Consider the following 13986-nt stretch of genomic DNA (forward strand, 5'->3'; position numbering starts at 1 on the left):
CCCGGACAACGCCCTCGCCCGCGTGTTCTCCCACCAGCTCACTCCCCTTCACCTTGCCTCCTTCACCCTGCGAGGAAGTACACCCATGTCTTCTGGCATCTCTCGACGCTCCGTCCTGCAGGCCATCGGCGCCACCACCGCCTTCGCCGCCACCTCAGGTGCACTCACCGCCTGCTCCGGCGACGGCGCCGGTGGTGACGGTTCGGTCGGCAACGCCGGCAAGAAGCTCGCTCCCTGGCCCGCGTACATCCCCTTCAACGGCCCGAAGCCTGATCTGGCGCCGACCGCCGAGGGCGTCCAGGCCGCGTATCTCACCTATCCGCAGGACCTGGTGCAGGCCGTCGCCGAAAAGCCCGGGGATGGCAAGAAGGTGACCGCCGTGGTCATGTCGTATGCCGCTCCGCCCACCCCGCTCGCCAAGAATAAGCTGCACCAGGCCATCAACAAGGCCCTCGGCGTCGACTTGGAACTGATCATCGTGCCTGCGGATCAGTACGTGGCGAAGATGTCGACCATGATGGCGGGCGGTGATCTGCCCGACATCCTCAGCATGAACGCGGGCGGGTCCATGCTGCCGAACGAGGCCCAGTTCGTGCAGGCCAAGTGCCAGGATCTCACTGAGCACCTGTCGGGTGACGCGGTGAAGCAGTATCCGAACATTGCCAACATCCCCACGTACTCGTGGCAGGGAGTGGGCCGCATCGGTGGCCGGCTGTTCGGCGTCCCGATCGAGCGGCCGCTGCCCTGGGGCGCGATGATCGCCAATCGGGACCGGCTCAAGGAAGCAGGGATCTGGGTGCCTGAGGTCGGCGGCCTGAAAGTCGCGGACTTCACCGCGGGAGCCCAGCAGATCACCGGCAAGGGCAGGTGGGCCTTCGGCGCACACAGCGGCAACGCCTTCGGCTGGCTGGCCCACGCCGGCAACCACGGTGCTCCCAACATGTGGGAGACCAAGAACGGGGCGTTCCACAGCACGGTGGAAAGCGACCAGCTGCGCGATGCCCTCGAGCAGATGGCTGCCTGGTACAAGGAGGGCCTCTACCGTGCCGACGCCTTGTCTATCGACGCCGCCACTGCCGGAACCGACCTGGAGAACGGCAAGGTTGCCGTCAAGGTGGACTCGGTGTGGCTGCAGGACCTGGCCCGTCGCACCCAGGACAAGTTCACCGCAGACCTGGCCCGCCCCTATGCCCCGGCGAACGGCGCGGAACCCAAGCACTGGTTCGGCAATGGCTACTTCAGCTACACCGCACTGAAGAAGGCTCCGAAGGCCCGGATCGAACTGCTCCTGCGCGTCATCGACTTCCTGTCTTCGCCGTTCGGCTCCAGGGAATGGGAACTGATCAACTTCGGTGTCGAAGGCACTCACTTCACCCGTACAGAGAGCGGCGCCCCCCAGCCCACCCAGCGCAGCCTGGAAGGCGAGAACAGCAACAGCTTTGCGGTCAAGACGGTCGGCTCGGCGCCGCAGGTCCTCTACCCGCTCGGATTCGAGGGCGACGTCGAGGTCATCAAGCGCCAGCGCGCCTGGCAGGCAGAGATCGTGCCGAGCGGCATCAAGAACGCCCAAATCGGGCTGCGCTCGGCCACGCTCTCCGCCAAGGGCGCCACCCTCGACCAGCTCCGCAACGACGCCATCTCTGCGATCGTCTCCGGCAAGCGACCGCTGTCCGACTGGGACGCGGTCGTCAAGGAATGGCGCAACAAGGGCGGGGCCAAAGCCGCCGAGGAACTCGCCACGGAACACGAGGCCGTGACGGGCTGACCCGAGCCGGCGAGCGGCGTGCGTGTTTCCCGCCGAACGAACGCGCCCACCACCCCAACGCACGCACGGAACCTAAGGAGCCGCACGTCAGGCTCGCCCGACAACGAGGTCAGGGGAACGTCCATGCACGCCACCAGAACCGGGCACCGCCGCCCGATCCGCACCATCGCACTGCGCACCGGCGCCACCCTCGGCGCACTGGCCCTTCTGGCAGCCGCCCAGACAACCACGGCCGCGAGCACACCGCGCAATGCCACAGCCCCGCTCGTCGATCCCGCAACCCCCGCAGGCGCCCAGCCCCAGCTGCCCACAGGACCCCGGACAGCAGCGCAAACCCTGGTCTTCAGCGATGAATTCACCCAAACCAGTCTCGACACCACCAGGTGGACGGCCCGCGACCAGGAACGCACCGAAGCATCCCGCACCGACGGCATCCGCTGGTGGTACAAGCCAGCCAACGTCCGGCTGATCCCCGACAACGGCGGCAATCTCGCCATCGACTTGCGCAAGCTCACGACGAACCAGTACGCGGGCGGCCGGGTCGACACCCAGGACAAATTCGACTACGCCTACGGCACGCTCGAAGCCCGGATCCACACCCCGTACGCCACCAACGGCCACCTCGCAGCCGTCTGGGTACAGGCTCCGAACCACGGCACCCAGGTCGGCACGGCCGCCGACGGAGCCGAGTACGACATCATCGAAACCAGCCGGCAAAACGACCAGTATCCCGTCAGCATCCACTACGACGGCTACGCGGCCGACCACAAGGTGTCCTCGCAGACTGTCAACGCCCCTGGCCTGCACAGCACTTGGTATCACACGGTCGGCATGGCCTGGACACCCACACAGATCCAGTTCACCTTCGACGGCGCGGTCGTACGGACCGTCACCGACCCCAAGCTGATCAGCCAGGTACGGGAGTTCCCCATCCTCTCGCACGAGCTGCTGTTCTTCGCCGAGGGGTCACTCACCTCTGCGCCCCTGGACGCCAGCTCCACGGTGTACGTCGACTACCTGCGCATCTGGCAGTAGTGGCCCGTGAACGGGGATGGCCGGAACCGCTCCGCGTCGGCCGCCCCTCCGCCCACCCTGCGCTGTGCACCTGCGCACCCTCTCCTCGGAATGGACCGTCATGACCTACCAGCTGAGATCCGTGACCCGGCCCCGCACCTTGCTCGCCATGGACCCGGCCTTCACTTCGCGGCTCTTCGATGAAGACTTGCGTGCCCGACTCGCCGAGGTCGCTGACGTGGTTCCGGACGTGATCGCCGACGACTTCGGCCGGCCCGAGGTCGTGGCGGCCCTCGCCGAAGCCGAAGTGCTGCTGACGTTCTGGGGTGTCCCGGTGATCGACGACGAAGTCCTCGCTGCGGCGCCCAAACTGCGGGCCGTCGTGCACGCCGCAGGCTCCGTCAAGCACTTCACCACGCCGGCCTGCTGGGAGCGCGGCCTGACGATGTCGACCGCAGCCGGCGCCAACAGCCTGCCGGTGGCGGAATACACCGTGGCCATGATCCTGCTCGCCGGAAAACGCATCCTGGAGATGAACCGGGAGTACACCAGCCGACGCATCGCCCCGTCCATGATCCACGGCCTCTACCAGCAAGCGGGCAACTACCGACGCACCATAGGCCTCGTCGGCGCTTCCCGCGTCGGGCGCCGAGTAATCGAACTGCTGCGCCCCTACGACCTGGACCTACTCGTTCACGACCCGCATCTGTCGCTCGAGGAAGCGTCCACTTTGGGCGTGCGGCTGCTGCCGCTGGACGCCCTGTGTGCCGAAGTCGACATCCTCACCATTCACGCCCCTGAACTCAACGAGACGCGCCACCTGATCGATCGCCGCCACTTGGCGCTGCTGCCTGACGGCGCGACGCTGATCAATACCGCCCGCGGGTCCTTGGTCGACCAGGCAGCGCTGATCGACGAGCTGGCCACCGGCCGACTGAACGCGGTCGTGGACGTCACCGATCCGGAGATCCTGCCCGCCGACTCCCCGCTTTTCGGCCTACCGAACGTGCTGCTCACTCCCCACGTGGCGGGTTCCCTGGGCAACGAACTGCGGCGGTTGGCCGCCTTCGCTATCGAAGAACTCCGCCGCTACGCGGCCGGCACACCCTTCGCCGATCCCGTGTTCCCGCAACGGCTCGACCGCACCGCTTAAGCAGCCTTCTTCACCTACTTCGCAACACCGAAAGGAACCCGATCAGCATGCCTTTGCAGCCTTGGTTCAACGAGTCCAAGCTCGGCATCTTCCTGCATTGGGGCATCTACGCAGTCGACGGCGTGGCCGAGTCATGGTCGATCTTCACGGGAGGGCTGACACCCGAGGCATACATGCAGCAACTCGGCGGGTTCACTGCCGACCGCTACGACCCGGACGCCTGGGCCGAGTTGATCACCGATGCCGGCGCCGGCTATGCGGTGCTCACCGCCAAGCATCACGACGGGGTCGCCCTGTGGGACACCGGGGCAACCGATCTCTCGGTGGCCAACCGTACCCCTGCGGGGCGCGACCTCGTCGGCCCCTACGCGGAGGCATTGCGCCGGCGCGGGCTCAAGGTCGGCCTCTACTTCTCGCACTCCGACTGGAGCCACCCGGACTACCCCACGATCCGACCCACCCAACCCCAGCGCGACTGGCTGGAGGGCAACCGGTTCACGACGCCCGAACCCGGTGCGGAGGACCCGGCAGCTTGGGAGCGATACCTCGAGCGGGTGCACCGCGGCCAGATCCGCGAGCTGCTCGACCGCTACCGCCCCGACCTGCTGTGGTTCGACGGCCAGTGGGAGCGCGACGAACGCCAGTGGCGCATGAGGGAGTTGCGGAACGAGATCCTCGACCGACACCCGGAAATCGTCCTCAACGGGCGGATGCTGGGCTACGGCGACTACACCACCCCCGAACAGGGGGTACCGATCCTGCCACCGGAAGGGCCCTGGGAACTGTGCCTGACCATCGGCGACTGCTGGGGCCACCGACCGGACGACACCCGGCCCAAGTCGGCACGCGAACTTATCCGTACCTTCGCGGAGACCATCGGAGGCGGCGGCAATCTGCTGCTCAACACCGGCCCGCTGGCGGACGGGACGATCCGTCCCGACCACGCCGAGCGTCTGCGTACCCTCGGCGCATGGATCAGGCGCCACTCCGAAGCCGTGCACTCCACGGTCGCCGGCTTGCCGCCCGGCCACCACTACGGTCCCTCCACTCTCTCCGCCGATCGCCGCACCCTGTTCCTGACCTGCTTCGACATCCCCCGTGAGCACATCATTGTGCGGGGCCTGCACAACAAGGTTCTCCGCGCGCATTGTCTGACCACCGGGCAGGAACTGTCCGCCGACACCGTCGGAGGCTTCATGAGTCACGGCGTTCCGGGAGTGACCCGCATCCAGGCCCCCGCCTCCACCGATCCATACGCAACGGTGCTGGCCCTGGAACTCGACGGAGAGCTGGACGTGTACCGAGGCCACGGGGAGGGCTGAACGAACGCCTTTGCCATCAGGAAACGGCAGGGTCGCCACAGGTTCATCGCCGGCGCCTGCGTCCATGCTCCCATGGGCGCAGGTGGCTGCCCGCACGATCGCCGTTGACTGCGCGCAGATGAACGGAGAGCCATCCTGCGGCGGCGCCACCGTGGCCCGCCTCTGCTCGAAAGGCTCATGCGGGCATGAACCCGCCCCGCCAAACATCCGGACTCTTGTAAGCGTGCCGGCCCCGGCCCGCTGACCCCAAGGAGCTCCCCAATAGCGTTGTCAAGCCGCGACGGTGACGGGAGGTGAATCGTGATAGCACTCTCCGTGACGGAGCATCGCTCACAGGACATCGAGCCGCCGACGAGCGAGAGCTAGTAGCGCTTCGTTACGTTAGGTGATTTTGCCTGGTGGTGGGCATCTTCCGGTCATAAGGTTGGGGGAGGTGGAACGGCTCCGGGGTGAGTTATCGGAGTTCGTTGCCGATGTGTTCGCTTCGTTGCCGCGGCGGGATCAGCGGCGGTGGGGCGGGTGTTATCTGCGGGGGTTGATGCTGGACGGTCGGCGGAAGTCGGTCCAGCCGATGGCCGAGCGGCTGCCGGACGGGAACATGCAGGCTCTGCAGCAGTTCGTGAACCAGTCGCCGTGGGATCCGCTGCCGGTGCGGCGCCGGATCGCCGAACGGCTGAGCCGGGCGATCAACCCGGAGGTGTGGGTGATCGACGACGTGTCGTTCCCCAAGTGCGGCACCGCTTCGGTCGGGGTGGCCCGGCAGTACTGCGGAGCGCTCGGGAAACGGGCGAACTGCCAGGTCGCGGTCAGTGTCCACGCCGCCACCGACACCGGCTCGTGCCCGCTGGACTGGCAGCTGTATCTGCCGCGGGAGTGGACAGAGATGCCGGACCGCTGCCGTCGGGCCGGAGTGCCGGACGGAGCCGTTGCCCACCAGGAGAAGTGGCGCCTGGTGCTCGGCATGCTCGACACACTCGCCGGCTGGGAGGTGGAGGCGCCGGTGGTGGTCGCCGACGCGGGCTACGGCGTCAGCACCCTGTTCCGGACCGGCCTGGAGGAACGCGGGCTGTCCTATGTCCTCGCGCTGACCGGCAGGGAAGTCGCTCATGCCGAACAGGCCGAGCCGCACCGGCCCGCCTATGGCGGGCTCGGACCACCGACCCTGCCCCGCTACCGCACCCCGCCCCGAGCCGTCAGTGTTCTCGCGGAGGAAACCGGCCCGGAACAGTTCACCGAGGTCACCTGGCGACAGGGCAGCAAAGGCCCGATGACCTCGCGGTTCACCGTCCTGACCATCCGGCCGGCGGGCAAGCAGTCCCTGGCCGCGGCCCAGAGTGCGGGCGGCGGCCGCAACCGATGGGACGGTGCCCTGCCCGCCCGGACCCTCCTGGTCGAATGGCCGCACGGCCAGAACACCCCGACGGGCTACTGGATCTCGAACCTGCCCGCCACCACCCCGGTCGCCGACCTGGTCCGCTGGGCGAAGATGCGCTGGCGCATCGAACACGACTACCGCGAGCTCAAGCACGGCCTGGGACTGGACCACTTCGAAGGCCGCACCTGGCGCGGCTGGCACCACCACGTCACCCTCGTCACCGCCGCCCGGGCTTTCCTCACCCTGCGGCGGCTCGACCCAAAAGCCCACACGCCGGCCTGACTCTCTACCAGGTCCTCGACACCCTCCAGGACCTGCTGCAGTGCTGGACCGGCACCTGCACCACCTGCGGCCGATCCCTACCCCGCAACAGAACCAGACGAAGAACCTAACGAAGCACTACGAGGAGACCATCCAACGGTGGGAACCCGTCGACGGCAGGCGAGCATGGGGCTCAGCCTCGCTCAGCAGCGCCTCCCTATCCAGGGAAGGAGCCCCGCGTGGCACAGCGACCTTGACCGTACCGCTTTCCTCGGCCACCTCCCGGTCGAACACCCCGCCATGATCGAAATAGTGGGCGGACCGTGCAGGTCAGCGGCGGTGTGAGCAGGTTGTCCCGATCGCTCCTGGCAGGTTGCCGCCATGGCGGCTTCCCGCCTGATCAGGCCATCGCTCTGCAACGTTCAACGACTGAGACTCTCCTCAGCACCCGGGAACCCCCCGCCCGGGTCCTTCGCAGGAGAGGCAGTTCCATGAACAGAGCACCTTCGCGGCGCAAAGCCCGGCTGACGGCAGCCGGGCTCGCGCTAGTTCTGCTGCCGATGGGGCAGCAGGCGCAGGCCGCCGACGATCCGGCTGCGGCGCCGAAGGCTGCAGCCGGACAGACCGCCCTAGCCGCCCACACCGTGATGCTGATCACGGGTGACAAGGTGACCGTCACCGACATCGGCGGCGGAAAGCAGACCGTGGACGTCGAGCGGCCCCAGGGCGCCCGGGGGAAGGTCTGGACGCAGACTGACCACGACGGCGACATCCACGTGGTCCCCGACGAGGCCCGTGGCTTCCTCACGGCGGGCAAACTCGACCAGCGCCTCTTCGACGTCAGCGAGCTGATACGTCAGGGCTACGGTGCCAAGGCCGGGCAGCGGGCCGAGGGACTGCCACTGATTGTCACGTATGGGAAAAACGCGCGGATCGTGACCCCCAAGGGCGCCGACCGCACACGGACGCTGCCCAGCATCAACGGCGCGGCCATCGAGGCAGAACACAGCGGCGAGCTGTGGCGGACGCTGACCGATCATGGTGCGCGCAGCCGCTCCTTCGACGCGGGCATCGGGAAGGTCTGGCTTGACGGCAAGGTCACCGTCGACATGGCCGAGTCCAACGCGCAGATCGGCAGCGCCAAGGCCTGGGACGCCGGGTTGACCGGCAAGGGCGTGAAGGTCGCCGTCCTCGACACCGGCGCCGACCTCGACCACCCCGACCTCAAGGACCGGGTCGTCGCGACCAAGTCGTTCATTGCCGGCCAGGAGGTCACCGACCGCAACGGCCACGGTACGCATGTCGCCTCGACCGTCGGTGGCAGCGGCGCCGCGAGCGACGGCGAGGAGAAGGGTGTCGCGCCGGGCGCCGAACTCGCTGTCGGCAAGGTGCTCTCCGATGAGGGCTCCGGCTCGGACTCCGAGATCATCGCGGGCATGGAGTGGGCCGCGAAGGACATCGACGCGAAGATCGTGTCGATGAGCCTCGGATCCGCCTACTCCACCGACGGCACCGACCCGATGGCACAGGCCGTCAACAACCTCACGGCCGAGACCGGCGCCCTGTTCGTGATCGCTGCGGGCAACCGGGGTGCGAGCGGCACGATCGGCTCGCCCGGTTCCGCGGACTCCGCGCTCACCATCGGCGCCGTCGACAACGCCGACACCGCCGCGTACTTCACCAGCAAGGGCCCGCGCGTCGGCGACAACGCGCTCAAGCCCGACCTGTCCGCACCCGGCGTGAACATCCTCGCCGCGCGCTCCCAGTACATCTCCGAGGGCGAGGGCTCGTACTGGAGCATCAGCGGTACGTCGATGGCGACCCCGCACGTCTCCGGTGTCGCGGCACTGCTCGCCGAGCAGCACCCGGACTGGGGGCCCCAGCAGCTCAAGGACGCGCTGATGTCGACGTCCAAGACGCTCACCGACTCCCCGTACGACCTGGGCGCGGGCCGCGTCTCCGTACCCGACGCCATCGAGGCCGAGGTCACGGCGACGGGCAGCCTCGACTTGGGCTTCTACAGCTGGCCGTACGAGGGCCACCAGCCGGTCACTAAGACGCTGACCTATACCAACCACTCCGCTCAGCCGGTTGAGTTGACGCTCGCCGCCGACGGAGCGAACTACCTCACGCTCGCGGACACCACGCTCACGGTCCCGGCCAACGGCACCGCGTCCACAACCGTGACCGGTGATGGCGCCAAGGCCCCCGTCGGCAACAACGGCGGCCGGATCACCGCCAAGGCCCGCGACAAAGCGGTCGCGCACACCGCGTTCGGCCTGGTGAAGGAGGAGGAGCGCTACACCCTCACCGTCCATGTCAAGGACCGTGACGGCTCGGCAATCCCCGGCTCGTTCAGCCTGCTCAAGCTGGCCGCCGGCGAGCAAGCCCAGAGCCACGGGGTGGGAGAGAGCGGTACCCTCGAACTCCGGCTGCAGCCTGGTTCCTATGCGCTCAACGCCTTCGCCGACGTCCACGGCAGCCACGGCAAGGACTCGCTCGGCCTCGGCTACTTCACCGAACCCGAGATCACCCTCGACCGCGACCGCGAGATCACCCTGGACGGGCGCAAGCTGCGGGAGCTGAGCACCAAGGTCGACCAGCGCACCGAGACCCGCCAGCTGGCCATGGAGTTCACGCGTGAGGCCAACGGCACCGCCATCTCCGAGGCCGTGCAGGTCCCGCCCCTGTACGACTCAGTGTTCGCCGCGCCGAGCAGCAAGCCCTCGACCGGCACGTACGAGTACCGGACCGTATGGCGCCTGGGCAAGCCGCTCCTGTCCGTCGAAACCGACGGACGGCGGATCGACGGGGCCACCGTGCAAAACGGCGGCGCGATCCTCGACGGCAAGCTGCGGCTCCCCGTCATCGACGCGGGCAACGGCACCGCGGCCGCGTACGCCGACAAGGACGTGCGCGGGAAGGCAGTGGTGATCCACGCGGACGGCGCCACCCCGGCCACGCAGCTGGCCCAGAACGCGCAGAACGCCGGCGCCAAGGCACTGTTCGCCAGCGACGACGTACCAGGCCGTCTCATGGACTGGTGGGGCACTGAGGCATACGAGACACGCGAGCTGTACATCGCCACGCTCAATGACGCCGACGGCGACCGACTGCGCAAAGCCGCCCATGAGGGCAACAGGCTGGAACTCGAGGGCACCGAGCACACCCCTTACGTGTACGACCTGACCGAGGGCCACTCGGGTGCGATCCCGGACCGTGCCCTGACCTTCGCACCCACACGCCGTGAACTCGCCGTCGTGGAGCAGAAGTTCCATGCGGATGAGACGGTGGCGGGCAGCGAGTTCCGCTACTCGATGACGGATGCCTACCCGTATGGGGTCGGTTTCCCGGAGCGCATCGCGTTCCCGCGCGAGCGCACGGACTATGTCTCCACGGGAGCGGGCCAGGAGTGGCACGAGTCGGTGACCTCCGGGCCGGGCGTGATCGAGCAGCGCAGCGGCGTTTTCCCCTACAAGGGTGGCAGCCGGCAGGAGCTCAACTGGTTCAAGCCGGTGCAGCACCCGTGGCTCGGTACCGGTCTGGGCTGGGGTCAGACCCGCAACGGCAACAACCTCGAGTTCAACGTGCCCGGTTGGGGCGACTCGGGTCCGGACCACACCGGATTCGGTGATGTCTGGAGCGAGGGCACCGGACTGACCCAGGCCACCAAGGTGTACGTGGACGGCCGCCTCGTCGACGACCGGCAGGGCTCCGGCGCCTATGCCCGGCCGGAGGACGTGGCTTCCCGCGAGCAGCAGTTCAAGGTTGTCACCGACACCACGGCGGACCCCGCGCGGTACAAGCTGACCACCAAGGGCCACACGGAGTGGACCTTCAAGTCCGCCCCGACGCCCGCCGACCGCGCCACCTTCCTGCCGATGCTCAACCTCGGCTACGACGTGGACACCGACCTCGCGGGCAATGTCCGTGGCGGTCGCCCCCTCACAGTCGGCCTCTTCGCGGAGTACGTGAAGGGCTCACCGGACACGGGTCGGATCGGCTCCAGCAGCCTTGAGGTCTCGTACGACGACGGCGTGACCTGGCAGCGCGTGCAGCTCCGCGACAGTGCGGGTGCGGCCTGGAAGGGCACGCTCGCGGTCCCTCGTGACGCGGAGACGGTGTCGCTGCGCGCCTCGGTCTCGGACGACCGCGGCGGGTCCGTGCGGCAGGAGATCATCCGGGCGTTCGGTGTGAAGCGAAAGTGACGTGACCGTTCGATAAGACGCCGTTGGTCCGGCAGGGCATGAAGCCCTGCTGGGCCGACGGCACTTGTTCTTTGATCCTGACGCCTTCACCCGGGGCCTGGACCGAGACCGCGACGCTGTGATCGCCGCACTCACACTTCCGTACAGCAACGGCCCCACCGAAGGCGTCAACACCAAGACCAAGCGGATCGCGCGCCAGATGCACGGACGAGCAGCCTTCACCCTTCTTCGCCACCGCATCCTCCTCGGATAGCGGCACTCTCCATCACCACCGAATATGAGACAGAGCCGAACGATTTACAGTCCCGCGACCTGAGCTGAAGACGCGAGCTGCCGCCGGGGCGAGTCTTTCGGTTCATGAGGCTGCTGCCAGCCTCGGGGGGCGGCCCAGGAGTGACTACGCCGCAGGAGGTGTCCTCGTGGGTTTGGAAGGGAGTTTCATGGGTGAGGCCCGGAAGTACACGTCGGGGACGCGTGTGGCGTTGATGTCACTGTGGCGGGGGCGGGCGGTGGAGCGACCGTCGTACGGCTGTCCTGGTGCTGGGGTGTGAGGCCCATACTTGTCAGCGCATGCTGGCGTTCTGGAGTCAGCCGGTCCCAACGCCGGCGGATGTTGCTGATCCACTGACCGAGGCGTACGGAGCCGGAGGAGAGTTCTTCCGTGTGCCGTTGCGGCACACGGCTGTGTCCTTCTCGGGCGTAAAACTGTCTGAGTGCGGTCAGGCCTTGCTGGAAGGCGCGGTCCCGCCCACCGGAGGGCCGTCCCGAGGGCGTAGCAGCGTTCAAGGCCGGGGCTGGCGATGCCAGGTTCAGGTGGGCGAGCAGGCTTAGTTGCTCCGGGGTCTGGGGCGGGTTGGTCCGCTGGGTGTGGAGCCACTCCCCCAGGCGTTCGCCGTTTGCCGTCTGGAAGTGTCGTGGAACGGTGGTGAGGGGGTGGCCGTTCTGCTCGTGGCGTCGCGCCGTGTGGTACATGCGCTGCCAGGTCAGGGGCCAGGTGGGGTTCCAGTGCGGGTCGAGGTCGTGGAGCGCCTTCGTGCGGGCGGGGGTGAGTTGGGCGGCGCGTTTGCGTTGGGTGGCGAGCCAGCGGCCGAGGGCGAAGCCGGTTTCGGGGTCGTGGTGGTCGACGGGGACGGCGAGGTGGCCGTGGGTGGTGACGTAGGCGGCTGCGTGGGTGAGGCCTCGGTCCCAGGCTTGCTGGCGGGGGTTCCAGATGATGCCGAGTTGTTCGAGGGCGTGGGTGCGTGCGGGGTCGAGTGCGTTTTGGTTGTGGAGGTGGCGCTGCCAGGTGATCCAGCGGCCCAGGGGGTAGCCGGTGGGGTCTTGGTAGGTCTGGGGGGTGTCGAGGTGGTGGTGGGTGCGGTGGTAGCGGCGGGCTGAGGTGAGGCCGCGGCGCCATTCGGCGCTTTTGGGTTTGAGGACGCGCAAGGTAAGGGCGAGGGCGACTTCGTCGGCCTGGGTGGGGCGGTCGAAGTGGAGCCAGTGGCCGGGTTCGCCGGTGAGGGTGGGGCGGTGGGTGCGGGGGTCGGCGAGGCGTGCTTCGAGGCGGCTGTCGTGGGCGCGCAGGGCCTGGATGGTGCGCCATAGGGGGGTGTAGGCGTCGGCACCGAGGAGGTCGTCGGGGTTTTCGTCGGGGGTGAGGTAGACGGGGACGATCAGGGTGGCTTTTTTGCCTGCGCCGGGTTGTTGGCGTAGGGCGCGGCCGACTGCTTGGACGGTGTCGACGGGGCTGTTCTTGGGGTCGGCGAAGACGACGGCGTCGATGGCGGGGACGTCGATGCCTTCGCCCAGGACGCGGGCGTTGGCGAGGACGGCGGGTTGTTCGGGGTGGGTGTGGGTGGCGTAGTCGAGGAGGATGCGGCGGCGGACTCGGGGTGGGTGGGTGCCGCTGATCCACTGTGACCACAGGCCGTCGGGTTGCAGGTGGGTGGGGAGGGCGGCGGCGGTGTCGGGGAGGGTGGTGGCGAAGGCGCGGGCGTCTTGGACGCGGTGGTGGAAGGTGAGGACGCGGCGGAGTTTGTGGTCGTGGATGGCTTTGAGGACGGCGACTTGGCGGCCGGCGAGGCGCAGGCCGTCGACGCCGGCTCCGGGGCCGGTGGCGAGCCAGTCGCGCAGAGTGGTGTCGTCGATGACGGGGACGAGGATCTGGTAGTCGGCGAGGAGGCCGAGGTCGATGGCGTCGGAGAGGGTGAGGCGGTAGGCGACGGGGCCGAAAAGGGTTTCGTCGTCCATGGAGGCGACGGTGTCGGTGTCCTCGATGCGGCCGGATTCTGCGTCGGCGTCCCAGATCCGGGGGGTGGCGGTGAGGTAGAGGCGGTGGTGGGCGGGGATCTGGTCGTCGTGGTGGACGGCGGCCCAGGCTTTGCCGAGGCGGCCTGCGGTGCGGTGGGCCTCGTCGACGACCAGCAGGTCCCAGGGAGGAAGGCTGTGGGTCTGGTGGGCGGTGACGACGGCGGGCAGGGAGGCGTAGGTGGCGTAGACGGTGACCGGTCCGCCGGTGGTGGTGAGGGCGGTGAGCTCGGCGGGGCTGGTGGTCATGGGCAGGTCGCCGGCCGGGGTGTGGTCGGAAGCCTGCCTGGCCGAGCAGACAGCGACCGTGGTGCCTTTGCGGCCGGCGGTGTGCCAGGAGCGGGCGGTCTGGGACAGCAGGTCCAGAGTGGGCAGCAGGACCAGGGTTCTGCCCCGTGGGGTGAGGCGGGCTGTGGTGCGGGCGGCGATGAAGGTTTTTCCGGTGCCGCAGGCGGCGACCACGGTGGCCCGGGCATGGACGCGCAGTGCTTTGACGGTGGCGGTGACGGCTTCCTGCTGGTGCGGGCGCAGCTCGATCTCGGGCATGTGAGTACCGCTCCAACGGGTCGGCCGACTGGTGCCAAGCAGAGGGGTCGGGTTGC

General features: G+C 68.3%; 7 protein-coding genes and 1 pseudogene. 7 read left to right on the top strand and 1 reads right to left on the bottom strand.

Annotation, left to right across the window (positions count from 1 at the left end; translation table 11 throughout):
* Positions 1-85 precede the first annotated feature (85 nt).
* From ACFYT9_RS27125 to ACFYT9_RS27155, 7 genes and pseudogenes are all read left to right on the top strand, one after another.
* Positions 86-1765 carry an extracellular solute-binding protein gene (locus tag ACFYT9_RS27125; RefSeq protein ID WP_389168207.1) on the top strand — a complete coding sequence of 560 codons (1680 nt, stop codon included), beginning with the start codon at positions 86-88 and terminating at the stop codon, positions 1763-1765.
* Between the two features lie 123 nt (positions 1766-1888).
* Positions 1889-2800 (top strand): family 16 glycosylhydrolase, encoded by a 912-nt coding sequence (locus ACFYT9_RS27130; RefSeq protein ID WP_389168209.1) that lies wholly within the window; start codon positions 1889-1891, stop codon positions 2798-2800.
* A 100-nt stretch (positions 2801-2900) separates the two neighbouring features.
* Complete coding sequence (locus tag ACFYT9_RS27135; RefSeq protein WP_389168211.1) at positions 2901-3932, top strand: hydroxyacid dehydrogenase; 1032 nt, start codon at positions 2901-2903, stop codon at positions 3930-3932.
* A 47-nt stretch (positions 3933-3979) separates the two neighbouring features.
* Entirely contained in the window at positions 3980-5254 is a 1275-nt protein-coding gene (locus tag ACFYT9_RS27140) for an alpha-L-fucosidase (protein WP_389168213.1), read from the top strand.
* Between the two features lie 418 nt (positions 5255-5672).
* Entirely contained in the window at positions 5673-6911 is a 1239-nt protein-coding gene (locus ACFYT9_RS27145) for an IS701 family transposase (RefSeq protein ID WP_389168304.1), read from the top strand.
* A gap of 470 nt (positions 6912-7381) precedes the next feature.
* A complete protein-coding gene (locus tag ACFYT9_RS27150; RefSeq protein ID WP_389168214.1) occupies positions 7382-11098 on the top strand; it encodes a S8 family serine peptidase in 3717 nt (1238 codons plus the stop codon).
* 82 nt (positions 11099-11180) lie between these two features.
* Positions 11181-11351 (top strand): annotated as a pseudogene (locus ACFYT9_RS27155) (transposase); the annotation flags it as partial.
* A gap of 185 nt (positions 11352-11536) precedes the next feature.
* Here the strand turns inward: ACFYT9_RS27155 and ACFYT9_RS27160 are convergent.
* The gene (locus tag ACFYT9_RS27160; protein WP_389168216.1) at positions 11537-13930 is read right to left on the bottom strand and encodes a Helicase associated domain protein; all 2394 of its coding nucleotides are present in this window, start codon (positions 13928-13930) and stop codon (positions 11537-11539) included.
* Positions 13931-13986: the final 56 nt, after the last annotated feature.

Origin of the sequence: Streptomyces sp. NPDC004435 (assembly GCF_042873895.1) — a bacterium.
GTDB lineage: Bacteria > Actinomycetota > Actinomycetes > Streptomycetales > Streptomycetaceae > Streptomyces.